Here is a 26,102-nt window from a genome sequence, read left to right as displayed (position 1 = left end):
GAAAGCAGGTCATGATCGCCAGCCAGCCGCCGGGGCGGACCAGCCCCCGCAGCCGGGCGAGTTCGGCGCGCGCATCGTGGAAATGCTCGGCCGTTTCGGTGCAGGTGACGAAGTCGTAGACCGCCGAAAGGGGTGCGGGATCGGGCGCGAAGAAGGGGTCGAAAAGCGCCACCTCGTGCCCGACCTCGCGCAGCATCGCCGCCAGCGCCGGGCCGGGTCCGCAGCCATAGTCCAGCCCCCGCGATCCCGGCGCGAGCCGCGCCAGCAGCGGGTCCGCCAGCTTCGCCAGAAACCGGCGATAGCGCGGGTCGTCGGGGTCGTTCTGATGATGAAGGTAGTGGGCGTATTCCACCGGGGCCGTTGGGCGGTGTTCCGGCGCAAGGTAGCGCGCCGCGCAGGCGGTGCAGCGCCAGTAATCGCGCCCGTCCGCGCGCAGCAGGTGTTCCGTGCGCCCGCCGCCGCAGACCGGGCAGTCCGGCCGCGTGCCGGTGCCGGGCGCGTCCGCCATCCCGCGCCCTAACGCCGGCGCGGCAACGGGGCCGGCTTCGGGGTTCGGGGTTGCACCCCGGCTGGCCCGCGCGGGTCGCGCTGCGGCGTCAGTTCGGCCGGCGCCTCTGTGGCGCGCCAGTGGCCGGGTTCCAGCCCGTCCAGCTCCCAGGGTCCGACGCGAACGCGGATCAGGCGCAGGGTCGGATGACCGATCGCCGCGGTCATGCGGCGCACCTGCCGGTTGCGGCCTTCGCGGAGGGTCAGTTCAAGCCATCGGTCGGGGACGCTTTTGCGGAAGCGGACCGGCGGGTCGCGCGGCCAGAGCGCGGGGGCATCGATCAGGCGCGCCTGCGCCGGGCGGGTCGGCCCGTCGTTCAGATCGATACCCTGGCGCAACCGCGCCAGCGCCGCGCCGTCCGGCACCCCCTCCACCTGGACCCAGTAGGACTTGGCGATCTTGTGCCGCGGATCCGCGATGCGCGCCTGCAAGCCACCGTCATCGGTCAGGACCATCAGCCCCTCGCTGTCGCGGTCCAGCCTGCCGGCCGGGTAGACGCCGGGCAGGTCGATGAAATCCGACAGGGTGGCGCGCGGTGTGGGCGTGCCGCGATCGGTGAACTGCGGCAGCAACCCGAAAGGCTTGTTGAAAAGGATGACCGAGGGCATTCGCACACCGTTGCAGGCATCCCGGATCGGACGCGGCGACAAGACTGCGATCTATCGCGCCCCGAGGCAATCGCCGTCTGGCGGTCTTGAAAGTTGGGCTGCGGGAACGGGCACTGCCACCTTCGCGCGAAGGTGGACCGTTTAGCCCACGGCGCCTGCAGGCACGATCGGCGCGCGCGCGTTCAGCGTGTCGATGTCGAAGCCCGCGATCTGCTTGTAGTTCCGGGCGTGCGCCGTGCGTTCGTCCTCGGTGATGACGCGGTCGATATCCTCGAACCCGTCCGGCGCGCGCGTCTCAACAAGTTGCATCACCTGTTCCGGCCCGTTGGCGCGGTTGGCGGTGATGATCCTTGCGGTCGCCGGGTTCCGCTCTGCCGCGTAGGCGCGCAGGGCGTCGGGGGTGAGGCCGTGTTTGATCAGGCGCGCGGTCAGCACGCGGGCATCGAGGATCGCCTGGCTCGCCCCGTTGGAGCCGATGGGATACATTGGATGCGCAGCGTCGCCCAGAAGCGTCACCCGCCCCGCGCCCCAGTCCTGCAACGGGTCGCGGTCGACCATCGGGAATTCGTAGATCGCGCGGGCGTTGCGGATCAGGCCGGGGACGTCAAGCCAGTCGAATTGCCAGCTTTCGAAATCGGGCAGGAAATCGGCGGGATCGCCGGGGCGGTTCCAGTCCTCGCGCGGCCAGTCGTGATCGGGGGCGAATTTCTTCTCGGCGATCCAGTTGATCAGCTGGCGGGGGCTGCCGTCGTGCGCGGGATCCTCTGTGCCGATCGGGTAGCAGACGAACTTCTGGAACTCGTGCCCGGCCATGATCATCGAGCGCCCCGTCAGGAAGGGCGGCGCGACGGTCACCCCCCGCCAGAGGATCGCGCCGTTCCAGATCGGCGGTCCCTCATCCGGGTAGAAATGCGCGCGGATCGTGGAATGGATGCCGTCGCAGGCGATCAGGACCGCGCCCGAGGCCTGCCCCGCCGGCGCCCCGGTCCGGTCGGTCAGCTGCAGTGTTACGCCGTCGGCGGTCTCGCGGAACCCGGAGACCTTGCGCCCGGTGACGATGGCCTCCGGCCCCAGCCGGTCGCGCGCGGCGTCATGCAGCAGCATCTGCAACCGGCCGCGATGGACCGAGACCTGCGGCCAGCGGTAGCCGGCGACCAGCCCGCGCGGCTCGGACCAGATGCGCTGGCCGCGCTTGGTGTAATAGGCGAGTTCCGCCGTCTCGATCCCCAGACCGACCAGCGCCGCGCGCAGGCCCATCTCGTCGAGTTCGCGCACCGCATGCGGCAGCACGTTGATCCCGACGCCCAGCGGCTGCAACTGCTCGGTCTGCTCGAACACCCGCACCGGGATGCCCGCCTGATGCAGGCTCAGGGCAAGGGTGAGGCCGCCGATGCCGGCGCCGGCCACTAGAACGGTCATGGCGTCCCTTTCCTGGGCGGGCCCGGCGGCCGGTGTCCGGCGCCGGGCCCGTGTCTGGCGGTCAGTCCAGTTCGGCGTCGATCAGCGCGGTCAGGTCGTCGATCAGCTGCTGGCCGTCGATGTCCCGGTCCGCCATCTCGGCGATCCATTCCGAAACGACCGCATCGGCGGCGTCCTGCCAGCGCTGCAGCTCCTCGCCCTCGACCTGGACGATCGGGTTGCCCCGCTCGACCGCGACGGCGCGCGCCGGGGCGTCGCCCTCGTCCATCACGCGGCCCACCCAGCCCGAGGTCTCGTAGCCGGAATTCTCGTCGATCACCGCCTTCAGGTCATCGGGCAGGTCGTCATAGCTTTCCTGGTTCATCGCGAACAGAAAGAAGGTCGTGTAGAACGACCGGTCGCCGCCGAACTCGGTATGCGTGCCGACCAGTTCGGGGACCCGCAGCGACAGCGTCACCTCCCACGGGATCACGGTGCCGTCGATGACGTTGCGCGACAGGGCCTCGGGCACCTGCGGCACGGGCATGCCGACGGGGGTCGCGCCCAGGGTTTCCAGCAGGCGGGTGATCATCCGCGTCGGGCCGCGCACGGTGCGGCCTTCGAGGTCCGCCAGCGTCTCGACCGCCGGGGCGCGCATGTGGAAGACGCCGGGGCCGTGCACATGCAGCGCGATCGGGCGAATGCCCTCCAACTCCTCCGTGAGGTGCTTCTCGTAGAACCGCCAGGCGGCGCGCGACGTGGGCTCTGCCCCTGCGGCGATGAAGGGCAGGTCGAAGACCTCGGCCCGCGGAAAGCGGCCGGGGGTGTAGCCGGCCAGCGTCCAGACGACATCGACCACGCCGTCGCGGACCTGGTCGATCAGCGTCGGGGGTGTGCCGCCCAGGCTCATCGCGGCGTGCACCTCGACGGCGATTCGGCCGTCGGACTCCGCCTCGATCTTCTCGGCCCAGGGCGTGATGAAGTTCGCCGGCACCGGCGCGCCCGGCGGCAGGAAGTGGTGCACGCGCAGCGTCACCTCCTGGGCGGCGACCGGCGCGGGCGCCGACATCGCAAAGGCGCCGACCGCGGCCAGGACCGCCGCAGCGCATAGTGAGTTCCTTATCATTCTCCCCTCCCTTTGACGGCCGGATAGCCGCACGGCGTTGCCGCCGTCGATCCAGAAAAGGGCGGCGCTGTCTTCTTGTCAACCTGTCCGGGACGAAAGCCCCCGCCATCGGCTTTCGATCCCGGCGCGCCCACGCCGGCTTTCGATCCCCGGTGGATCGACTCGACTCTGAGGCGATGGGAAATTATTTAGAACATATGGAGAACATTCGGGCTGACATGTTCGACGAAACGAACCGGCGCATCGTTTGCATGTGGTTTCCCCGACTGGCGACGGACCGGGTTCTGCGGACCTGCCCGGTGGACGGCCCCTTCGCGCTGACCCTGCGGCAGAACAACACCGAACGGCTTTATTGCCTCAATCCGGCCGCCGAACGCGCGGGACTGCACCGGGGCATGGGGCTGGCGGATGCCCGCGCCTTCTGCCCCGATCTTCTGACCCGGCCGGCGCAGCCCGACCAGGATGCCCGCTTTCTGGCCGTGCTGCGCCGCTGGGCGGTGCGCTGGTGCCCCTGGGTGGGGGTCGAGGGCGCGGATGGGCTGGTGCTGGATGTCCGCGGGGCCGCGCATCTGTGGGGCGGCGAGGCCGCAATGCTGGAAGACATGCGCGCCCGCATGGCCGCCGCGGGGCTGGCGGTGCGGCTGGGGCTGGGGGACACCCGCGGCGGCGCCTGGGCGCGCGCGCATTGCGGCGCCGAGACCCAGGCGCTGACCGCGCTGCCGGTGGCCGCGCTCAGGCTGGAGGAGCAGACCTGCGTCGCCTTGCAGCGGCTGGGGCTGCGCACCATCGGCGATCTGGCGGGGGCCGCGCGCGCGCCGCTGGCCCGGCGCTTCGGGCGGGATCTGCTGCTGCGTCTGGATCAGACGCTGGGTGCGGCGCCCGAATCCCTATCCCTCGCGCCCGAGCCGCCGCATTATGGCGTGCGCCTGACCCTGCCCGAACCCATCGGCCTGCTTGCCGATGTCATGGCCGCCACCGACCGGCTGCTGGAGGCGTTGTGCGAGAAGCTGCGCGCGCAAGGGGTGGGCGCGCGCCGGCTGTCGCTGACCCTGCGCCGGGTCGATCAGGCCAGCCAGCAGGTGGAGTTGCAACTGGCCGCGGCGATGCGCGACCCCGAACGCATCCTGCCGCTGTTCGAGCAAGGGGTCGCCGCGGTGGATGCCGGTTTCGGCATCGACCAGATGCGGCTCGAAGCCATCCTGATAGAGCCGCTGGCCGCGCAGCAGACCGGGCTGAGCGCCAGCTCGCCGGGCCATGACGGGCTGGACGACCTGCTGACCCGCATGGGCGCACGGATCGGGCTGGAGAATGTACTGCGCTTCCTGCCCGCCGACAGCCATATCCCCGAACGCAGTTTCCTGATCGCCTCGGCCATCTACAGCGCCGCGGAAAGTGGCTGGTCCGGCGACACGCCGCGCCCGCTGCGCCTGTTTCCCCCCGAACCGATTGCCGGAGCGGGCAGCCAGCCGCCGGAACGCTTCCATTGGCGGCGGCTGGCGCTGAGCACCGTCCGCGCCACGGGACCCGAGCGGATCGCGCCGGAATGGTGGCTGCAGGACGACGCCTGGCACACGGGCGTGCGCGATTACTGGCGGGTGGAAACCCGGCAGGGCCGGCGGCTGTGGCTGTTCCACACGCCGCAGTCTCCCGGCTGGTTCGTGCAGGGGGAATTCGCATGACCACACCCCTGCCCGCATCCCCGGCCCCGGCCTATGCCGAATTGTGCGTGACCAGCAACTTCACCTTCCTGACCGGCGCCTCGCACCCCGAGGAACTGGTGCTGCGCGCCGCCGAACTGGGGCTGGCGGCCCTCGCCATCACCGACCGCAATTCGCTGGCCGGGGTGGTGCGGGCCTGGTCGGCGCTGAAAACCCTGCGCGCGGAGGCCGAAAAGACCCTCAGGATCCGCTCGGCCACGCAGATGGATGCCTCCTCGCGCCAGGAGGTCGGGTCGCGCGACCTGCCGCATCAGGACCTGGGGCCGCTGCCCCGGCTGATCGTGGGCGCCCGCCTGGTGCTGCGCGACTGCGCGCTGGACTGGGTTGCCCTGCCCACCGACCGCGCCGCCTATCACCGGCTGTCGCGGCTGCTGACGCTGGGCAAGCGCCGCGCCGGAAAGGGCGAATGCCATCTGGACCTCGGCGATCTGGAGACCGCCTGCACGGGCATGATCCTGATTGCCCTGCCCCCCACCGGCCCGCCCCCTCCTGACCTGACCACGCTCGAGGCCCCGCTGCGCACCCTGCAGCGCCGCTATCCGGGGCATGTGTTCCTGGGCGCCGCGCCGCGCTATGACGGCAGCGATCAGGTCTGGTTCGACGCCTGCGCGCGGCTTGCGATGCGCGCCGGCACGCCGATGGTGGCGGTGGGCGATGTGCTGATGCACCGCGCCGCCCGCCGCCAGTTGGCCGATGTGCTGACCTGCCTGCGCGAGGGGCTGACCATCGACCGGATCGGCACCCGCGCCCTGCCCAATGCCGAACGCCGCCTGAAAGGCGCCACCGACATGGCGCGGCTCTATCGCCGCCACCCCGGCGCGCTGAAGCGCACGCTGGAGATCGCCGCGCGCTGCGCCTTCGATCTGTCGCAACTCAGCTACGAATATCCCGACGAGATCGCGGACGGCGAGGCCCCGCAGGACCGGCTGGCGCGGCTGGCGCGGGACGGGGTCCGGCGCCGCTATCCCCAAGGGGCGCCCCCCCGCGTGCAGGCCCTGATGGAAAAGGAACTCGCGCTGGTCGCCGAGCTGAAATACGCCGCCTATTTCCTGACCGTGCATGACATCGTGACCGAGGCGCGGCGCCGAGGCATCCTGTGCCAGGGGCGGGGATCGGCGGCCAATTCGATCCTGTGCTACCTGCTGGGCATCACCGATGTCAGCCCCGACATGATCGGCATGGTGGTCGAGCGTTTCATCTCGCGCCATCGCGGCGAGCCGCCCGATATCGACGTGGATTTCGAACACGAACGCCGCGAGGAGGTGATCCAGTGGATCTATGACCGCTACGGCCGCCACCGCGCCGGGCTCTGCGCCACGGTCATCCACTTCCGCACCCGCGCCGCGATCCGCGAGGTGGGCAAGGTCATGGGACTCAGTCAGGATGTGACGGCGGGTCTGTCGGGCCAGATCTGGGGGCTGACCAACAACGGCGCCGATCTGGAACGCGCGCGCGAACTGGGCCTGGACCCGAAGGAGCGGCGCCTCGCCCTGACCCTGCGCCTGATCGGCGAGATCATCGGCTTTCCGCGCCACCTGTCGCAGCATGTCGGCGGCTTCGTCATCACCCGCGACCGGCTCGATGCGCTGTGCCCGATCGAGAATGCCGCGATGGCGGAGCGCACGGTCATCGAATGGGACAAGGACGATATCGACGCGCTGGGGATCCTCAAGGTCGATATCCTCAGCCTGGGCATGCTGACCTGCATCCGCAAGGCGCTGGATCTGCTGCAGGCGCACGAGGGGCAGCAGCACAGTCTGGACACCATCCCGCAGGACGACCCCGCGACCTACGACATGCTCTGCCGCGCCGATGCGGTGGGCGTGTTCCAGGTGGAAAGCCGGGCGCAGATGAACTTCCTGCCCCGGATGCGGCCACGCATCTTCTACGATCTGGTGATCGAGGTCGCCATCGTCCGTCCCGGCCCGATCCAGGGCGGCATGGTCAAACCCTATATCCGCCGCCGTCAGGGGCTGGAGGCGCCCGAACCCTTCGGCCCCGCGCTGGCGGCGGTCACGGCAAAGACGCTGGGCGTGCCGCTGTTTCAGGAACAGGCCATGCAGATCGCCGTGGTCGGCGCCGGCTACACCGCCGAAGAGGCCGACCAGTTGCGCCGCGCGCTGGCCACCTTCCGGCGCATGGGCACGATCGGGGCGCATCGGGACCGCTTTGTGCAAGGGATGCTGAAGAACGGCTATTCGCGCGACATCGCCGCGGCCTGCTTTGCCCAGATCGAGGGCTTCGCCGACTACGGCTTTCCCGAAAGCCACGCCGCCGCCTTTGCGATGCTGACCTATGTGTCGTCCTGGATGAAATGCCACCATCCGGCGATCTTTGCCTGCGCGCTTCTGAACAGCCAGCCGATGGGATTCTACGCCCCCGCCCAGATCGTGCGCGACGCGCGCGAGCATGGGGTCGAGGTCCGCCCGGTCTGCGTCAACCGCTCGGACTGGGACACCACGCTGGAGCGCCGCGCCGACGGGCGGCTGGCGCTGCAACTGGGTTTTCGCCAGATCAAGGGCTTCCGCAAAGCCGATGGGGAATGGATCGCCGCCGCACGCGGCAATGGCTACCCCGACCCCGAAAGCCTGTGGCTGCGCGCCGGCGTCTCGCCCGCGGTGCTGGAGCGTCTGGCCGAGGCCGACGCCTTTGCCGGGCAGGGCCTGACGCGGCGCGATGCGCTCTGGGCGGTGCGTGCCATCCGCGCCCCCGCACCCCTGCCGCTTTTCGCCGATCCGATCGACGGCGAGGGCGGGCGCGAGCCGCTCGTCACCCTGCCCGCCATGCACCTGGGCGAGGAGGTGGTGGAGGATTACGTCGCCCTGCGCATGAGCCTGCGCGCGCATCCGATGGAATTGCTGCGCCCCGCGATCCCCGGCCTGACCCCGCACGACCGGTTGCCGGTGGTGGCCGCGGGGCGGATCTCGGTCTGCGGGCTGGTCATCACCCGGCAGCGCCCCGGCACGGCCTCGGGCGTGATCTTCCTGACGCTGGAGGATGAAACCGGCGTCTCGAACGTGGTGGTCTGGCCCAAGGTCTACGAACGCTTCCGCCGCATCGTCATGGGGGGGCGGCTCTTGCGCGTGACCGGACGGCTGGAGCGCGAGGGCATCGTCGTGCATCTGATCGCCGATCTGATCGAGGACCTCTCCCCTCGGCTGGGCGATCTGGGCCATCCCATGGACGGTGCGGTCGGCATCACCCACCCCCAGACCGACGATGCCCCGCGCCCGCCACGCTATCCGCCGCGCGCCTACCACCCCCGCGAACAGGCCAAACGCCTGTTCCCGAGCCGCGATTTCCATTGAGGCGGCAGACGGCATGTCCGTTCGCAGCCGGCGGATACCACCGCGCGTTTCTGCCGACTCGCCCGGCGGACCGGCCGGAAGGCGCCGGAAGACCCTCGAAGGGGCAAGATGGCCGCAAACTGCCATACGCTTGCCATACGTTTGCCATACGCTTGCCATACACTTGCTGGCAGGCGAAATCCCAGCAAAACAAGGCCCAGGCGCGCATTTCCCCGGTACGCGGCCAGACCGGCCGCGCGCCGCGTCAAGCTTTCGTCAACTGATGACCGACCTTCCGGCGCGGCGGGGCAAGCGCGTCACGAGATGGGCTCGGCGGTCCGAGACGCGGTTCGGGGACACCGCCGCCCAAGAAGCCACCGGATGGCAGACGAACGAGATCGCTCGAGGCATCGAAGCGCCCGGCGTTTCAGTTCGTCTGGATGACCGGGCCAAAGATCGCTTCGCGATGCTCCGCCAGATAAAGCCGCAGCCAGGGCGTGTATCGCTCGGGCCGGCAGCGGCTGTCCCTGGCCAGGCGATCAAGGTCGATCCAGGCGGTTTCCATGACCTCGTCCCGGTCGGGCGCAACGGAGAGGTCCGCGGGCGCCTCGGCGGTGAAGACCTGCACCAGTTCGTGCTCGACCAGACCCCCACCGACATCGGCGCGGTATTCCACCGCCCCCGAATGACGCAGTTGCAGGCCGGTAATGCCGAGTTCTTCCTTCAGCCGCCGCACCGCGCATTCGGCATGGCTTTCACCCCAATGCGGGTGGGTGCAGACCGTATTCGCCCAGAGCCCCGGCGTATGGTACTTGCCCATGGCCCGGCGCTGGATCAGCACCTCGCGCCCGCGCATCACGAAGACCGAGATGGCCTGATGCCGGAGACCCCGCAGATGAACGGCCAGTTTCTCGACCGGACGAAGCCGCCCGTCGACCCAGGCCGGGATCATCTGCACGCCACTCATGTGTACCCCGGAGCGACGAGCCGCGTCAGGTGCAGCAGGTTCTTGATGCCGATCTTCAGATGCGCCAGCGGTCGGGCATGCACCAGCTTCTTGTTCATGTAGGCCTCGAATGTCAGGCGCTGCACATCGATATCGTGGCACAGGCTCACGAAACGCTCGCGCCGTTCGTCCGACCGATAGTAGGCATCCTGCATCGAACGCAACACCCGAAACACGGTCTTGTGCTCGCGCATGAAGAGTTTGCGCGCGAGAGCGAGGTCTTTCGGGCGTCCCGACGCAAGCGCCGCCTGTGCCGCCGTGGCGGCGACCCGGCCGCCAACCATAGCGTAATAGATACCCTCGCCCGAGCTTGGGGCGACGACGCCGGCGGCATCACCGGCCAGAACGACGTCACGCCCGTTGTCCCAGCGTTCCATCGGGTGCAGCGGGATCGGCGCGCCCTCTCGGCGGATCGTCTGGCAGTCGGTCAGACCCGACATCTCTCGCAAAGCGGCGGTGGCCTGCTTGAGGTCGACATCGGGCTTTTCGGTGCCCATGCCGACACTCGCCTGGGCGCCATGCGGAAACACCCAGCCGTAGAAATCGGGCGATATGCGGCCGTCATAGATCACGTCGCAGCGGTCCGGATGGTAGGCTGCGTTGGCGGCGGGCGCGGCGATGATCTCGTGGTAGGCGATGACATAGGGTATCTTGTCGCCACCCGGCACGTGCTGGCGCGCGACGTTCGACCGCGCGCCGTCCGCGCCGACGACCATCCGTGTGCGGCTGCGTCGTTCTTCGCCGCTGGCCTTGTCGCGCCAGACGACCTGCGTACCGTCGACATCGCGTTCAAGGCGCAGGAACGTCCCGGTCAGTCGATCCGCGCCGTGAAGCACCGCCCTGGCGCGCAGAAATTCGTCGAAATGCTGGCGATCCACCATTCCCACGAAGCCGTTTTCTATGGGGATATCGACCGCCCGTCCGGTGGGTGAGATCATCCGCGCGGTGCGAATGCGGGCGACGAGCATGGCATCGGGGACATCGAAATCCTGGATCAGGCGGGGCGGTATGGCGCCGCCGCAGGGCTTGATCCGGCCCGCGCGGTCCAGAAGCGCCACATGGTAGCCGGCGCGCGCCAGATCGTCGGCCGCCGTCGCGCCGGAGGGCCCGCCGCCCACCACGAAAACATCGTAACCCATGTTCATTCTCCTGCGACCAACTGAGCGCGCGCGGGGCGCGCGGGGGCGATGACGCGCATCGCCACGAGGGCCGCGCCGATGAAAAGCGTGGCCTCGAAAAGGAACGTCACGCCGAAGGCCTGTCCGGTCGGCAGGACCGTGCGCAAGAGATCGACCAGCGCGGCACCGGCCAGCCCGCCGAACCCGGCCGCGACTGCCTGGCTCGCGCCCCACAGGCCCATGCGGGTGCCTTCGCGCGCCGCGCGACCTTCGCCGGCCAGCTGCATCATCGAACCGATGGCGGCGACGGCGAACATGCCGTTGAAGAAACCAAGCGCAATCACGAGCGGAACCAGCGGCAGCGTCGTCACGGCGGCCAGCGCGATGGCGCCCAGGCACAGCGCCGAGCCGAGGCATCCGGCCGTTACCCAGCCGCGCAGGCTGCCCAGACGCAACCCCGTGGCGAGCAGCCCGACCGCCAGCATGCCCAGGAAAACCCCGCCATTCTGCGCCCCCGACATCGTGGTCGACTGCCCGGGCGTGAAGCCGAAGACGAGCCCGGCATAAGGCTCCATGATCAATTCCTGCATGAAATAGGCAGTCATCGACAGGAACACGAAAAGCGTGAAATGGCGCGCGCGGGGTTCGGCCCAGATTTCGACCAGGCCATCGCGGAAGCGCATGGGCGGCGGAGCGGGGCGGCAGACCACGGCGCGCTCGATTCCGCGCACGGCCAGGATGGTCAGCGACAGTGCGGACAGCACAACCACCGCGACGACGGCAAGCAGGCGGGTATGGCTGTAGGGGTCCAGGAACTGACCGGCGGCGATGGCGGTCAGTGCGATGCCCGCGATCATCATGAGCCAGGTTATGGTCGCGGCGGCCGGGCGGCGGCGCGGGGCGGTGCCCATCGCGAGCAGGGCCAGCAGCGACGTACCCGAGGCGCCGACGCCGAGACCGATCAAGGCGTAGGCGAGGACCGACAGCGCGAGCCCCGTCCAGAACGCGGTTTCCAGAACCGGGATCGCCAGCGCAGCCCCCAGGCCACCAGCCCCGAGAAGCGCCATGCCGGCGATGATCCAGCGCGTCCGGCTGCCCCCTTGATCCGACAGGAAGCCCCAGTTCGGCCGCGTGATCTGGACCCCGTAATGGAGCGCGACCAGAAAGCCCGGCAGCACGACAGGCAGCGCCAGTTCCACAACCATCAGACGATTCAGCGTCGAGGTCATCAGAACGACGATCGCACCGAGGCACATCTGAACGAGACCCAGGCGGAAGATCTGGTACCAGTTCAGCGTCACTGGATGACCTCCATTCCGCCAAGCGCGAGCGCGGCGATCAGCATGCCCAGCACATAGGGACCCACGCCCGCCCCGTTGAACCACGGCGCCAGACCGGCAGGGTCTGTCATCCAGCGACGCATCGCCCAAAGCTGCGCAACCAGACCTGCCGCGATGAGGCCCGCGTGGACCGGCCGTCCCCAGATGGTCAAAAGCGCAATGACGACGAGTTGCGCCAGCACCATGACCGTGCAGGCGATGGTGGCCGCGACCTGGGGGCCCTGGACGACGGGCAACGAGTTCAGACCCATTCGCCGGTCGCCCTCGATCGCCTTGAAGTCATTGATCGTCATGATCCCGTGGGCGCCAAGCCCGTAGAGGACGGCAATCACAATCACCTCGAACGGCGGGGCGCCGCCGGAGATCACGGCGGCGCCGGTTATCCAGGGCAGGGTTTCGTAGGACAGGCCCACCACGCCGGGCCCCCACCAGCCGGAGCGTTTCAGGCGCACCGGCTCGGCCGAATAGGCCCAGGCGGCCAGCACCGCCAGAACAGTGGCGCCGAATCCCCAAGGACCAAGCTGCCAGCCCACCACCAGCGCGAATGCCGACATGGCGAGCGCCACATGCAACCCCCAGCGTCCCGGTATACGACCCGAGGGGATCGGCCTTTGCGGCTCGTTGATCGCATCGACGTGGCGGTCGCACCAATCATTCGCGGCCTGGCTCATGCCGCATACGATGGGACCGGCCAGCAGCACGCCGAGCAGAACCAAGGTCCATTCGCCCGGCCAGACCCCCACGGCCACCACGCCGCAGAGGTAGGCCCACATCGGCGGAAACCAAGTGATCGGCTTGATCAGTTCCAGCAAAGCGCGCGGCGACGGCAGCATCCGGTTCGCATGCTGCTGGTGATTTGTCTGATTCAGGCTGCTGTCACTCATGGTGTAAACTTTGCATTACATTTATGAGTCGGGCAAGTGAAAACATCTCGCACGAGCGGACACCCTGAATCGCAAGCTAATTCGATGAATTTATGTGTTTTTCTTGCGCGACGAAAGCAAGGAATGCCAGCCCCCGACTCCCTGAACGCGAATGTAATCTATAGTTGACATAGGCGCCGCAGAGGGAAGAGATCCAACGGGGGCCGGAAATTACGTCAAATGGGCGATCTCAGGGCCCGAGCGACGACCCATGAGGGCTATGCGGCGCCGCGTGGACCCGAATGTGTCAGGCCTCATTCGTCTTCGCGGCTCAGAAGTCCGTGCTTGCGCAGCTTCACGTACAGCGACTGACGTGAAAGGCCCAGCATCTCCGCGGCGGCCACCCGGTTGTTGCGGGTCAGTTCGATCGCGGTCTCGATACAGATGCGTTCGACCACATTCGTCGTCTCGGCCACGATGTCCTTCAGCGCGGTCGATCCGACAAGCTCCATGACGCCGCGCACGTTTTCTTCGGCGAGCGAGAGGTCGCTGCGCATGGACAATGTCGAGCTGGTGTCGCGGATAATCAACGCGAGGCGCGGCTCCAGCCGGTCGCCGAGCCACGAGGCGGACATCTCGACCGAAACCTGCGCGTCGAAATCCGTGACAAGCTTCGTCGCGTAGCTGCGCAGGTGGCCTGCACGCCGCGCATTGTCCAGCAGAACCTTGAGGTCGATGGCGCCGCGCGACAGAAAGTCCGCCATCGAGCGACCCCGCACGGCTTCCAGCCCGACGGAATCGGTGATGTTCAGGAAGGCATCGCTGGCCGCGATGATGATCCCGTCCTTGTCGGTGAAGACGATTGCGTCGACACCCTTGTAGAAAAGCTGATCCAGGTCTTCGGTCAAGGGACCGGCACCACCCGATCCCGGCTCTCCGCCAGTCATCCGGCACAGCGCCAGCCTTTCGCCGGAGGCGCGGAAAACTCGGGAATGAACCTTGATCTCCAACCGGTCGCGCTGCGTTATCGCGTTGAGAGGTTCAGCCCCCGATCGCGGCAGGGTCGCGGCGATCCGGTTCAACAGCGGCTCTCCTTCGATGGGCGCGAAAAGCCGTGAGAAATCGCTGCCAACAAGATCGGCGCGCGCCTTTCCGAACAAAGTCGCTGCGTGATGGTTCAGGTCGACGATCCGCCCGCTTCCCATTGCAACGATCGCGATGGAGTCGCTGGTGAAATCCATTAGCAGCCGATAGCGCGTGTCCAGTTCGCGCTGCGCCTCGTAGTCGCGTTCAAGCGCGATCTGTGCGTTGATGATCTGCTGCTGCATTTCGACGACGGGCCGCTGGTCACGGCCAAGCATCAGCAGTGCCTGTTGATCCTCCAGCCAGTGGAGCGAATACCGCACCGGGAAATTGTCTTCGGAAACCGAAAGATGGACAAGCTCCACCCAATTGAACGCGTCGGTGACGCCCCCCTCAACCTGGTCGAGGATCTGGCTGGATCGTTTTTCGAATTTCGGGAAAGAGTCGGGATCGACGACCTCGGAGAGGTTCTTGCCCGGCCAGCTGGCGACCTGCTCGAAGCTGCGACTTTGCAGCCCCACCATGGCCGAGCGGATCAGGCCAGACGGATCCACGACGATCGTGATGTCGGCAGCAGATGCGACGATCCCTGAAAGCAACGCGGATCCGAAGATCGGTCGAGATCCAGCCGACGAAAAGACCGTTCCATCTTTAGTCACGTCCAGATCACTCCCGGTTGCGCCATACCCTCGGTTGAGGGGGTTGTCGCTTGTCATGGGCCCATCACTGAGCCGCGCGGTTATACGCGCGCAGGTCGCAGGCGTCCAGCGCTTGACCGATATCATTCGTCACAACGTCCGCTCCGGTCAACTCCCTGACGTTATTCTGGACTCCGGGAAGTGCGCCACCAAGAACGACCGGGCTATCGCGGAAGATCGAGCGCTTAGCACTTGCCACAAGTTCCTTGCAAAGCTCAAGATTTGACCGGTTGGCGACCGAAATGAACACCGCGTCATACGTGCTTTCGGCAAGGAGCACGGTCAGTTTTGCCGGCGACACCATCAGTTGCATGTTGACCGACACGCCGAGTCGCCGCAGTTGCTGCGCCACGATCAAGGTCCCGAGCGTGTGCTGCTCCCTTTGCGGGACCACGAGGATCACGCGCGCCTCACTGGAGGTTTCGGCGTGATCCGCGCTCCATGCCCGGCCCAGTTCACGCAGGAGAGCCTGCAGCCGCGAGATTGCGAGAGTGGTTTCCAGGATATCCAGATCACCTGCATGCCATGACGCGCCAAGTGAACGCGCAGCATCGGGAATGTGGACATCCACGACATCCTCGGCCGAGATGCGTTCCCGCTCCAGATGGCCGAAGAGCGCCCTGAGCACGACCGGATCGCCGGTTCTGGCGTGCCGCACCAGAAGTCGCAGAAGATCCTTGTCCGGCTCGCCCGATCTGTCAGGATGCTTTCCGGCTATCCCCGCAACCACGCGCATCGCGAAACGCTCCAGATCGACGTCGCCGCGATCACGGCGCGTCAGGGAACTGTCCAACATTCCGGTCATTTCACTCCCCCGAGCGCTGACCTTCCGCCAACCCAATCCCCGGGCGGAAACAGCGTCAGGTTGCGAGTTTTCCAAAACCGCCCCGACATGTCAAATGAAACTTACACCCGAGGCGCCATTTCACGGCCATTGTCACGTGCATTACAGTCCAGCCTGATATTTTTATGTATTTAAAGCATGCTCCTAAGGCGACATACTTGCCGAAAGTCAAGCCGAGGCCTGCTGCTGTCAACCGCCCGAGTGTAAATCTCAATTGACACTCCGCGTTGCTTGAGTCTAGTCTTTGGGAAACGCAGCGCGTGGGAGGTGCCGCATGGCACGAGGAAGCTGGAAAAGTCCGACGGAGTATCGGCTTTACACCGAAGAGCAGCGCCAGCGACGTGACAGCTCGGTCTGGACCCTGGTTCAGGGCATCCTGGCGCCCTTGCAATTCGTGGTCTGTATCCTGTCGGCAATCCTGGTGGTGCGCTTTCTGATGACTGGTGCGGGCTACGAGGCCGCTACCCTGTCTGTCCTGGTCAAGACCGGATTCCTGTTTCTGATCATGATCACCGGCGCGATCTGGGAAAAGGAAGTCTTCGGCCAGTATCTCTTCGCGCCTGCCTTCTTCTGGGAGGATGTCGTCAGCTTCGGTGTGATCGCGCTGCACACTGCCTATGTCTGGGGGCTGATCACCGGCGCGATCGGTCCGGCGGCGCTGATGTGGCTCGCCCTTGTCGCCTATGCCGCCTATGTGGTGAACGCCGCGCAATTCCTCTGGAAACTGCGGCTTGCTCGCCTCAGTGCGGCGTCCGCCACCGTGACGGGTCCGGAGGTTTCGGCATGACCGCGCCCACGCCCACCGGGTGCCGCGATGCCCCCGTGCTGAAGGAACGCGGTCAACGCGAGGTCTTCTGCGGTCTGACCGGGATCATCTGGCTGCATCGCAAGATGCAGGATGCATTCTTCCTGGTGGTCGGCTCGCGCACCTGCGCGCATCTGCTGCAGTCGGCCGCGGGCGTGATGATCTTTGCCGAACCACGTTTCGGCACGGCGATCCTGGAAGAGAAAGACCTTGCCGGAATGGCCGACGCCCAGGCCGAGCTCGATCGCGAGGTTGCACGCCTTCTCGACCGCCGGCACGATATCCGTCGATTGTTCCTTGTCGGTTCCTGCCCATCGGAGGTCATCAAGCTCGATATCGGCAAGGCTGCGGAACGACTCAGCGCGGCGCACGCGCCGCATGTCCAAGTGCTGAATTATTCCGGCTCCGGCATCGAGACGACCTTTACCGAAGGCGAGGATGCCTGCCTCGCCGCAATGGTACCCGTCTTGTCTGAAAGCGACCGGAAGGAACTGCTGCTTGTCGGCGCATTGCCGGATGTCGTCGAAGATCAGACACTTGGGTTGCTTGACGCGATCGGCGTCACGCCCGTGCGCTGCCTGCCTGCGCGTCGCGCGGCTGAAGCGCCAGGCGTCGGGTCAAAGACCGTCTTTGCCCTGACCCAACCGTTCCTGGGCGAAACCTCTGCCGCGCTTGTGCGCCGTGGCGCCCGACGAATCGCGGCGCCATTTCCCTTCGGGGCTGAGGGCACGACACTTTGGCTCAAAGCCGTCGCCGCCGAATTCGGCATCGCACCCGAGGTCGTCGACCGCGTCACCGCCGCCCCCCGCGCCCGGGCCGCGAAGGCCGTCAGTGGCGCGGCTGAAACGCTGCGCGGCAAGCGTATCTTCTTCATGCCCGACAGCCAGCTTGAAATCCCGCTCGCCCGCTTTCTGACCCGTGAATGCGGCATGCAGGCGATCGAGATCGGCACGCCGTATCTTCACACCGCCATCCACGGGCCCGAACTCGACCTGATAGAAGCAGGCCCACGTCTCTCGGAAGGCCAGGATGTCGATCTACAGCTCGACCGGGTTCGAGCCGCCCGCCCTGACCTGACGGTGTGCGGGCTTGGCCTCGCCAACCCGCTCGAGGCCGAAGGGTTGGCGACCAAATGGGCCATCGAGCTCGTCTTTACCCCGATCCATTTCTACGAACAGGCAGGCGACCTGGCCGCGCTCTTCGCGCGCCCGCTGCGCCGCCGCGCCCTGCTCGATCGCCGCGCCCCGAGGCTGGAGGCTGCGGAATGACACCAAATCAACCGCTCCATCTGTCCAGAAAATTCCCGAGCGGTGTTGGCATCGGCACAACCGCAGTGGTGACCTCCCCGGAGCCTTGCGCATGAAACTCACGCTCTGGACATACGAGGGCCCGCCGCATGTTGGCGCGATGCGAGTCGCCACCGGCATGAAGGGCCTGCACATGGTTCTGCACGCGCCGCAGGGCGATACCTATGCCGACCTGCTGTTCACCATGATCGAGCGGCGTGATCACCGCCCGCCGGTGAGCTACACGACCTTTCAGGCGCGCGATCTGGGCGGCGACACCGCAGGGCTTTTCCGCACCGCCTGCCAGGACGCCTATGACCGATTTCGGCCCGAAGCCCTGATTGTCGCCGCATCCTGCACTGCGGAACTCATTCAGGATGACCCGGGCGGGCTTGCCGAGACGATGGGCCTGCCGGTGCCGGTGATTCCGCTCGAACTGCCCAGTTACCAGCGCAAGGAGAATTTTGGCTGCGACGAGGCCTTCCTGCAGATCGCCCGCGCGCTCGCCCGCCCGATGGCGCGGACGGATGCGGTCAGCTGCAACATCCTCGGTCCCACCGGCCTCGGCTTCCGCCACCGCGATGACGTGGCCGAGATCACCGCGCTTCTGAACGAGATGGGTGTCGCCGTGAACGTGACCGCCCCGATGGGGGCGCGGCCGTCGGATATCGCGCGCATGGGCACGGCCCATTTCAACGTGCTCCTCTACCCCGAAACCGCCGAATCAACCGCCCGCTGGGCAGAGCGTGAGCTCGAGCAGCCCTTCACCAGAACGGTACCGCTGGGCACACTGGCCACCCGCGCCTTCATCGACGAGGTTCGCGCGCTCTCCGGCAGCACCCGACCGGTTGACGAGAACCGCCTGCGCCAGCCCTGGTGGGCGTCCTCGGTCGATTCGACGTATCTCACCGGAAAACGCGTCTTCATCTTCGGTGACGGCACCCACGCCATGGCCGCCGCCCGCATCGCCCGCGACGAGATGGGTTTCGAAGTCGCCGGTCTGGGTTGCTACAACCGCGAGCAGGCCCGACCCCTCCGCGCGCTGGCGCGCGAGATGGGGATCGAGGCGCTGGTTACGGACGATTACCTCGATGTCGAACGCGCCATCGAGTCCGCGCAGCCCGAGATGATCCTCGGGACGCAGATGGAACGCCATATCGGCAAGCGCCTTGGCATTCCCTGCGCGGTCATCTCGGCGCCGGTGCATGTGCAGGATTTCCCGGCACGCTACTCACCCCAGATGGGCTTCGAGGGCGCGAACGTGATCTTCGACACCTGGGTGCATCCGCTGGTCATGGGCCTCGAGGAACACCTCCTGCACATGTTCCGAGAGGATTTCGAATTCCACGATGCCGCCGGCCCCTCGCATCACGGCGGCCATGCCCCGCGCCGGCAGGAGTCCACGACACCCGCAGCGCAGCCCGCCGCGTCAGCGGCCGCGGTCTCGGGGGGCTCGATGCCCCCCGAGACCGCCCCCGCTCACTTGCAGACCGACCTTGAGGACACCGCCGTCGTCTGGCTGGCCTGCGCCGAATCGGAGTTGCGCAAGATCCCGTTCTTCGTGCGCGGCAAAGCCCGGCGCAATACCGAGGCATTCGCAGTCCAGCGCGGTCTTGCCCGGATCAGTGTCGACACGCTCTATGAGGCGAAGGCACATTATGCTCGATAGAGGTCCAATCAGCCCGAATTTCGGCGTGCGCCCCTACCGCTTCGTTGTGGTCACCCTCGATGCGCATGCCGCCGGCCCGGCGGAACGCGTGCTGCCCCGCCTCGCAGACGATTTTCCGGGCCTTGAGGTTTCGGTGCATGCCGCCGCGGAATGGGCAGCCAATCCGGCCGCGCTCGCCGCCGCGCAGGAAGCCATTGAAAGCGCCGATCTGGTCGTCGCGAACCTGCTTTTCCTCGAGGATCACATCGCCGCGGTACTGCCACATCTGACCGAGGCGCGAGCACGCGCCGACGCTTTCGTTGGCGTGATCGCCGATCCCCAGATCGTGCGCCTGACGCGGATGGGCGATCTGGACATGACCGTGCCTCCGTCAGCCCTGGGCAAGCTCATGAAGAAGCTGCGGGGCGCAAAGGACGGCAAGCCCGCCTCGGGCGAGCGGCAGATGGCGCTGCTGCGCCGCTTGCCGAAGATCCTGCGCTATGTCCCCGGCAAGGCGCAGGACATGCGTGCGTGGTTCCTTTCCATGCAGTATTGGCTGGGCGGGTCCGACGACAATATCGAGGCGATGGTCCGGTTTCTGGTCGCCCGCTATGCCTCGCGGCCCGAGTGGCGCGCGATACGCGCCGAAGCCCCGATCGACTACCCCGATGTCGGACTCTACCATCCCGATCTCGACGACCCGCAGCATGGACGCATCACCACCGATCCATCCCGCCTGCCGCGGCCGGCGGAAGCTGTCGGCACGGTGGGGCTGCTGATGCTGCGCTCCTATATCCTTGCCTCGGACACGGCGCATTACGACGCCGTCATTCGTGCGCTCGAAGCGCAGGGGCTTGCGGTCATTCCTGCCTTCGCGGGCGGGCTGGACGGAAGACCGGCAATCGAGCAGTGGATGCAGGGCCGGATCGACACGTTGATCTCTCTCACCGGCTTCAGCCTGGTGGGCGGTCCTGCCTACAACGACAGCCCGGCCGCGGTCGCGACGCTCGCGGCGCTGGACGTGCCGTACCTTGCCGCCCATCCGTTGGAATTTCAGACGCTGGGCCAATGGGCGACTGCGGCGGGCGGACTCGGACCGGTGGAAACGACGATGCTGATTGCGCTGCCGGAAATTGACGGCGCGACGAACCCGACAGTCTACGGCGGACGCCACGGGATCGATGGGTGCAACGGTTGCGGACAGCACTGCCGTGTAGATGCCGCGGCCCATGCCAAGGCCATGGCCCCGTGCCCGGAACGGATCGGGCAGCTTGCCGATCGGGCCGCGCGGATGGTTCGTCTGCGTTCGCGGAACATCGCCGAGCGCAAGGTGGCGATCGTCCTTTACGGTTTCCCTCCGAATGCCGGTGCGGTCGGGACCGCTGCGTATCTTTCTGTCTTTGAGAGCCTTTTCAACATGCTGCATGCAATGGCAGCCGAAGGCTACGCGCTGCAGCCACCCGCTACGGTCGAGGCTTTGCGCGCAGCGGTCCTGAACGGCAATGCCGCCCGCTTCGGCACGCCCGCCAATGTGGCCGCGCACGTGCCAGCGGATCGGATGGTCACGGAAACGCCCTGGCTGTCCGAGATCGAATCCGCCTGGGGCCCGGCACCGGGGCGCGAACTCTCGGACGGGCGGGGGGTCTTCGTGCTCGGCGCGTCTTTCGGAAACGTGTTCGTCGGTATCCAGCCGCCCTTCGGCTACGAGGGCGACCCGATGCGCCTGCTCTACGAGAAAGGCTTTGCCCCGACGCATGCTTTCGCGGCCTTCTACCGTTGGCTGCGCACAGACTTCGCCGCCGATGCGGTGCTGCATTTCGGGATGCATGGCGCGCTCGAGTTCATGCCGGGCAAGCAGGCAGGAATGGCCGGGGCCTGCTGGCCAGACCGCCTTATCGGCAACCTGCCCAACATCTACCTCTACGCTGCCAACAACCCCTCCGAGGCGACGCTCGCGAAGCGCCGCTCGGGGGCGATCACCATAACCCATCTGACCCCGCCCCTGGCGCAGGCTGGTCTCTACAAGGGACTCGCGGATCTGAAGGACAGCCTGACCAGCTGGCGACGCATGGCGCCGGACGCGCCCGGACGCGAAGATCTGGAGGCGCTGATCGTCGAACAGACCGCTGCCGTCGACCTGAAGGGCACGCCGGCCGAGCTTTGGCTGAAGCTTCTGGAAGCCGAAGACGCGCTGATCCCTGACGGATTGCATGTACTCGGCAAGTCACTTTCGCCCGAGGCGCGCAAGTCAATGGTCTCCCATATGGAAACCGACCCCGAAGCCCGCGCCCGCGCCGAGGCCCTGCTTGCCGATGACCACGAAATCCCCGCGCTGCTGCGCGCGCTCGCGGGTCGATTCATCGCGCCCGTCCCAGGTGGCGATCTGATTCGCGCCCCCGAGATCCTGCCGACCGGCCGCAATATCCATGCCTTTGATCCCTTTCGGATGCCCACGGCCTTCGCGCTGCGCGAAGGTACCGAGCAGGCGCTGCGCCTGCTGGAGGCACATGCCCGACTGCCGCGGACGGTCGCCATGGTCCTATGGGGGTCCGACAACATCAAGTCCGACGGCGGGCCGATCGCGCAGGCACTGGCGCTGATCGGTGCGAAACCACGGTTCGATACCTATGGCCGGCTCTCTGGCGCCGATCTGATCCCGCTGTCGGACCTGGGCCGCCCGCGCATCGACGTGGTGATGACGCTGTCGGGCATCTTCCGCGATCTGCTGCCCTTGCAGACCCGAATGCTGGCCGAAGCCGCCTTCAAGGCCGCCACCGCAGACGAGCCCGAGACGCAGAACTTCATCCGTGCGCACGCGCTGAGATTCGCCTCCGAAATGGGCTGCGATATGGAAACCGCCGCATTGCGGGTCTTTTCCAATGCCGAAGGCGCCTACGGATCGAACGTGAATCTGTTGGTCGACGGATCGGCCTTCGGTGCCGAGGACGAACTTGCCGATGCCTACGAGGCGCGGAAATGTTTTGCCTATGGCCGGTCGGGTGCTCCGGCAAAGAACGCGGCGCTGATGCAGCGCACGCTGGCCACGGTCGATCTGGCCTATCAGAACCTCGAATCGGTCGAACTGGGTGTCACCACGGTCGACCACTACTTCGACACGCTGGGCGGTATCGCGCGGGCCGTGCGGCGTGCGCGCGGCGGAACCGAGGCGCCGGTCTATATCGGCGACCAGACGCGCGGGACGGGCAAGGTACGCACCCTCCGCGACCAGATCGGCCTCGAAACCCGCTCACGCAGCCTGAACCCGCGGTACTTCGAGGGTCTGCTGAAGCATGGCGCCGAGGGTGTCCGCCAGATCGAGGCGCAGGTGACCAACACGCTCGGCTGGTCGGCCACCACCGGAACCGTCGAACCCTGGGTCTATCAGCGGCTCTCCGAAACATTCGTTCTGGATGAGGCCATGCGGCGGCGGCTGGCGGATCTGAACCCGCAGGCAAGCGCGCGCATGGCCGGCCGCCTGCTGGAGGCATCCGACCGAAACTATTGGCAACCCGATCCCGATACCCTCGCCGCGCTGCAGGATGCGGCCGACGAGTTCGAGGATCGTATCGAGGGGATCGCGGCGGAATGACCCGGACACGAAACGAAAAACAGGGTCGAGACCGGTGGGGCACGCTGCCGCACTTGCCGCTGCGGCGCGTTCCCCAAGGAAGTTTGTTGAAAGACGAAGGAGCGATCAAATGAGCCCGAGAGACGATATTCCGAGCCTGCGCGCACGCGGCCAGGACGGCGAGGGCTCGGTGCAGGTGGCGCTCGACCCCGAACAGAAGATCGAAGGCGCGCAGGTGTTTGCAGTCTATGGCAAGGGTGGCATCGGCAAGTCGACGACCTCTTCGAACCTTTCGGCGGCGTTTGCCACGCTTGGCAAGCGGGTGTTGCAGATCGGCTGCGACCCGAAGCATGACTCGACCTTCACGCTGACGGGCCGGCTGCAGCCCACGGTGATCGATATCCTCAAGGAGGTCGATTTCCACCCCGAGGAGCTGCGCGCAGAGGATTTCGTGACCATGGGCTATGGCGGCGTGATGTGCGTGGAAGCCGGCGGGCCGCCCGCGGGCACCGGCTGCGGCGGTTACGTCGTCGGCCAGACGGTGAAGCTGCTCAAGCAGCATCACCTGCTCGACGATACCGACGTGGTGATTTTCGACGTGCTGGGCGACGTGGTCTGCGGCGGCTTTGCCGCCCCGCTGCAACATGCCGACCGCGCGGTGATCGTGACGGCGAACGACTTCGACTCGATCTATGCGATGAACCGGATCATCGCCGCCGTCCAGGCCAAGAGCGCCAACTACAAGGTCCGCCTGGCCGGATGCATCGCCAACCGTTCGCGCGACACCGATGAGGTCGACCGGTTCTGCGACCGGGTCGGCTTCAAGCGGATAGGGCACATGCCGGACATCGACGCGATCCGCCGCTCACGCCTAAAGAAGAAGACCTTGTTCGAAATGGACGCGGACGAGGATGTTCTTGCCTGCCGTGCGGAATACCTGCGGCTGGCCGAACTCTTGCTGGCCGGAACCGACCCGTTGACGCCCGAACCGATGCCCGACCGCGACATCTTCGAGCTGTTGGGATTCGACTGATGCGCGACTTCGTCCCCCAGCCCTCGACAAGCTATGCCGGCACCCTTGACCGGGTAGCCGGGTATTTCGACGGCACGGCGACGAAGGTTTGGGCGCGGTTGACTTCGGACGCGCCGGTCAGCCGCATCCGCCAGACGGTGCGCGAGGGGCGAGACGCAATGCGGGCGCTGATGCTGTCGCGCCTGCCCGCCGATCTTCGCGGCGCTCGAGTTCTCGATGCCGGCTGCGGTACGGGAGCGATGACCGCTGAACTCGCCGCGCGCGGTGCCGATGTTCTCGCCGTCGACATCTCGCCACGTCTTGTCGAGATCGCGCGCGCGCGCATCCCTGCAGGACTGCCCGGGCGAGTGTCGTTCCGCGCGGGCGACATGCTCGATCCCGCGCTTGGCAGGTTCGACCATGTGGTGGCGATGGACAGCCTGATCTACTACGCGCGCCCGGACCTCGAGACCGCGCTCGCCGGGATGTCGGAGCATGCAAGCCGGGTGGTCTTTACCGTCGCGCCGCGCACCGCGCTACTCATGGCTATGTGGCAGGCGGGCCGACTGTTCCCGCGCGCCGACCGCTCGCCGATTATGGTGCCGCAGGATTGGCGGCGGCTGTCGGTGCCGGGGCTTGCGCGCGTGGGCCGCGTTGCGCGCGGCTTCTACATTTCCGAATGCCTTGAGGTGCGGAGATGATTATTCCACGGTCCACCTTCGCACGTTTGTCGGTCCGCTGGCTTCCTTTCGCGGATTCAGCGTCCGAGGGGTTGCCGTTGAGCCAGATCCTGCGCCTGAGCCTGTTCCAGGTCTCGGTCGGCATGGCGACGGTGCTGCTTCTGGGCACGCTCAACCGCGTGATGATCGTGGAGTTGTCGCTGGCGGCTTCGATCGTCGCGTTCATGATCGCACTGCCGGTGCTGGTCGCGCCTTTCCGCGCGCTGCTGGGTTTTCGGTCGGACACGCACCGCTCGGCGATCGGCTGGAAGCGCATCCCGTATCTGTGGTTCGGCTCGCTCTGGCAGTTCGGGGGGCTGGCGATCATGCCCTTCGCGCTGATCGTGCTGTCGGGCGACAACGTGCACGATGTACCCTTCGCCGGCGAGGTGCTGGCGGCGCTGGCTTTCCTTATGACCGGCCTCGGGTTGCACATGACGCAGACCGCCGGCATCGCTCTGGCTGCCGACCGTGCCGACGATACGACGCGGCCGCGCGTCGTCGCGCTTCTTTACGTAACTTTCCTCGCCGGAATGGCAGTCTCGGCGCTCGTTGTTGGCTGGCTTCTTCGTGATTTCTCGGAGTTGCAGTTGATCCGCGTGATTCAGGGCTGCGCCGTGGTGACGATCGCGCTGAACCTGATCGCCCTCTGGAAGCAGGAAAAGGTGCGCCCGATGTCGCGCACCGAACGTGAAGCCCCGCGCCCCGCCTTCCGCGACGCCTGGGCGGATTATCTGCGCGGCGGGCAGGCCGGGCGCCTGTTGGCGGTGGTTTTCGCGGGCTCGCTGGCGTTCAACATGCAGGACGTCCTGCTGGAACCCTATGGCGGCGAGATTCTGGGCCTTTCGGTTTCCGCCACCACGATGCTGACCGCAGCGTGGGCCACCGGCGCGCTGCTAGGCTTTGCGCTGGCCGCCCGGTGGCTGGCACGCGGGCAGGACCATGCACGTCTCGCCGCGCGGGGGATCCTGATCGGCATTGCCGCCTTTTCGGCGGTGATCTTTGCCGCGCCGATGGATTCAGCCGCGCTGTTCTTCGCCGGCGCCTTCGGCATCGGCCTCGGCGCCGGGCTTTTTGCCGTTTCGACGCTGACCGCCGCGATGGAGATGCCGCGGCGCGGCATCGTCGGCGGCGGGTTGGCTTTGGGCGCGTGGGGCGCGGCGCAGGCCACGGCGGCGGGTCTGGCCGTGGCCGCTGGAGGGGGGCTGCGCGACCTCGTCCAGGGCCTCGCCGGCGCGGGATACCTGGGCGAGGCGCTGAACGTGCCCGAGATCGGCTATTCCGTCGTCTATCACATCGAGATTGCGCTGCTTTTCGTGACGCTCGCGCTGCTGGGCCCGCTGGTGCGGACCCGGATCATCACTCCTGACTCACCGCACAAACCGCAACGAATCGGCCTGGCCGATTTCCCGACCTGACCTGACGGAG

The 26,102-nt window shown here is 67.0% G+C and carries 19 protein-coding genes; 9 read left to right on the top strand and 10 right to left on the bottom strand.

Annotated elements, in window-relative coordinates:
- The 4 genes from IM708_RS15100 to IM708_RS15085 all read right to left on the bottom strand — a co-directional run.
- On the bottom strand, positions 1-508 hold a 508-nt coding region (locus IM708_RS15100; protein WP_209427412.1), incomplete at its 3' end, for a class I SAM-dependent methyltransferase.
- 8 nt (positions 509-516) lie between these two features.
- A complete protein-coding gene (locus tag IM708_RS15095; protein WP_209427411.1) occupies positions 517-1,155 on the bottom strand; it encodes a pseudouridine synthase in 639 nt (212 codons plus the stop codon).
- A gap of 141 nt (positions 1,156-1,296) precedes the next feature.
- On the bottom strand, positions 1,297-2,574 hold the full coding sequence (locus IM708_RS15090; protein ID WP_209427410.1) for a flavin-dependent oxidoreductase: 1,278 nt from the start codon (positions 2,572-2,574) through the stop codon (positions 1,297-1,299).
- 61 nt (positions 2,575-2,635) lie between these two features.
- A complete protein-coding gene (locus IM708_RS15085; RefSeq protein ID WP_209427409.1) occupies positions 2,636-3,679 on the bottom strand; it encodes a TRAP transporter substrate-binding protein in 1,044 nt (347 codons plus the stop codon).
- 218 nt (positions 3,680-3,897) lie between these two features.
- On the opposite strand from IM708_RS15085, the gene IM708_RS15080 reads away from it, so the two are divergent.
- Complete coding sequence (locus IM708_RS15080; RefSeq protein WP_209427408.1) at positions 3,898-5,358, top strand: DNA polymerase Y family protein; 1,461 nt, start codon at positions 3,898-3,900, stop codon at positions 5,356-5,358.
- Entirely contained in the window at positions 5,355-8,705 is a 3,351-nt protein-coding gene (locus tag IM708_RS15075) for an error-prone DNA polymerase (protein ID WP_209427407.1), read from the top strand. The genes IM708_RS15080 and IM708_RS15075 overlap by 4 nt, the downstream gene beginning before the upstream one ends.
- 406 nt (positions 8,706-9,111) lie before the next feature.
- Here the strand turns inward: IM708_RS15075 and idi are convergent, their stop codons facing one another.
- From idi to IM708_RS15045, 6 genes are all read right to left on the bottom strand, one after another.
- Positions 9,112-9,651: an isopentenyl-diphosphate Delta-isomerase gene (gene idi, locus IM708_RS15070; protein ID WP_245243222.1), complete on the bottom strand. Its 540-nt coding sequence runs from the start codon at positions 9,649-9,651 to the stop codon at positions 9,112-9,114.
- A complete protein-coding gene (locus IM708_RS15065) occupies positions 9,648-10,829 on the bottom strand; it encodes a geranylgeranyl diphosphate reductase (RefSeq protein WP_209427406.1) in 1,182 nt (393 codons plus the stop codon). The genes idi and IM708_RS15065 overlap by 4 nt, the downstream gene beginning before the upstream one ends.
- A 2-nt stretch (positions 10,830-10,831) precedes the next feature.
- Entirely contained in the window at positions 10,832-12,109 is a 1,278-nt protein-coding gene (locus IM708_RS15060; protein WP_209427405.1) for a BCD family MFS transporter, read from the bottom strand.
- Entirely contained in the window at positions 12,106-13,032 is a 927-nt protein-coding gene (chlG, locus tag IM708_RS15055) for a chlorophyll synthase ChlG (RefSeq protein ID WP_209427404.1), read from the bottom strand. The genes IM708_RS15060 and chlG overlap by 4 nt, the downstream gene beginning before the upstream one ends.
- Positions 13,033-13,325: 293 nt before the next feature.
- Positions 13,326-14,693: a transcriptional regulator PpsR gene (gene ppsR / locus IM708_RS15050; RefSeq protein WP_245243221.1), complete on the bottom strand. Its 1,368-nt coding sequence runs from the start codon at positions 14,691-14,693 to the stop codon at positions 13,326-13,328.
- Between the two features lie 124 nt (positions 14,694-14,817).
- On the bottom strand, positions 14,818-15,597 hold the full coding sequence (locus IM708_RS15045) for a cobalamin B12-binding domain-containing protein (RefSeq protein ID WP_209427402.1): 780 nt from the start codon (positions 15,595-15,597) through the stop codon (positions 14,818-14,820).
- A 313-nt stretch (positions 15,598-15,910) separates the two neighbouring features.
- Between IM708_RS15045 and bchF the strand changes: the two genes are divergently transcribed.
- The 7 genes from bchF to IM708_RS15010 all read left to right on the top strand — a co-directional run bounded on the left by bchF (position 15,911) and on the right by IM708_RS15010 (position 26,092).
- Positions 15,911-16,423 carry a 2-vinyl bacteriochlorophyllide hydratase gene (bchF, locus tag IM708_RS15040; protein WP_209427401.1) on the top strand — a complete coding sequence of 171 codons (513 nt, stop codon included), beginning with the start codon at positions 15,911-15,913 and terminating at the stop codon, positions 16,421-16,423.
- Positions 16,420-17,709, top strand: coding sequence for a ferredoxin:protochlorophyllide reductase (ATP-dependent) subunit N (locus IM708_RS15035; protein WP_209427400.1), 1,290 nt, complete (start codon positions 16,420-16,422; stop codon positions 17,707-17,709). The genes bchF and IM708_RS15035 overlap by 4 nt, the downstream gene beginning before the upstream one ends.
- Before the next feature lie 91 nt (positions 17,710-17,800).
- On the top strand, positions 17,801-19,396 hold the full coding sequence (gene bchB, locus IM708_RS15030; RefSeq protein ID WP_209427399.1) for a ferredoxin:protochlorophyllide reductase (ATP-dependent) subunit B: 1,596 nt from the start codon (positions 17,801-17,803) through the stop codon (positions 19,394-19,396).
- A complete protein-coding gene (locus tag IM708_RS15025; protein WP_209427398.1) occupies positions 19,386-22,964 on the top strand; it encodes a magnesium chelatase subunit H in 3,579 nt (1,192 codons plus the stop codon). Before bchB ends, IM708_RS15025 begins: the two co-directional genes overlap by 11 nt.
- 109 nt (positions 22,965-23,073) lie before the next feature.
- Complete coding sequence (gene bchL / locus IM708_RS15020) at positions 23,074-23,976, top strand: ferredoxin:protochlorophyllide reductase (ATP-dependent) iron-sulfur ATP-binding protein (protein ID WP_209427413.1); 903 nt, start codon at positions 23,074-23,076, stop codon at positions 23,974-23,976.
- Positions 23,976-24,656 (top strand): magnesium protoporphyrin IX methyltransferase, encoded by a 681-nt coding sequence (bchM, locus tag IM708_RS15015; protein WP_209427397.1) that lies wholly within the window; start codon positions 23,976-23,978, stop codon positions 24,654-24,656. The genes bchL and bchM overlap by 1 nt, the downstream gene beginning before the upstream one ends.
- On the top strand, positions 24,653-26,092 hold the full coding sequence (locus IM708_RS15010) for a PucC family protein (RefSeq protein ID WP_209427396.1): 1,440 nt from the start codon (positions 24,653-24,655) through the stop codon (positions 26,090-26,092). Before bchM ends, IM708_RS15010 begins: the two co-directional genes overlap by 4 nt.
- The last annotated feature ends 10 nt before the right edge of the window (positions 26,093-26,102 follow it).

It is taken from the genome of Pararhodobacter sp. SW119 (genome assembly GCF_017811755.1).
Classification (GTDB): Bacteria; Pseudomonadota; Alphaproteobacteria; order Rhodobacterales; family Rhodobacteraceae; genus Pararhodobacter.
Note: the sequence above shows the minus strand (reverse complement) of the source record. Positions and strands in the feature narration are given on the sequence as shown.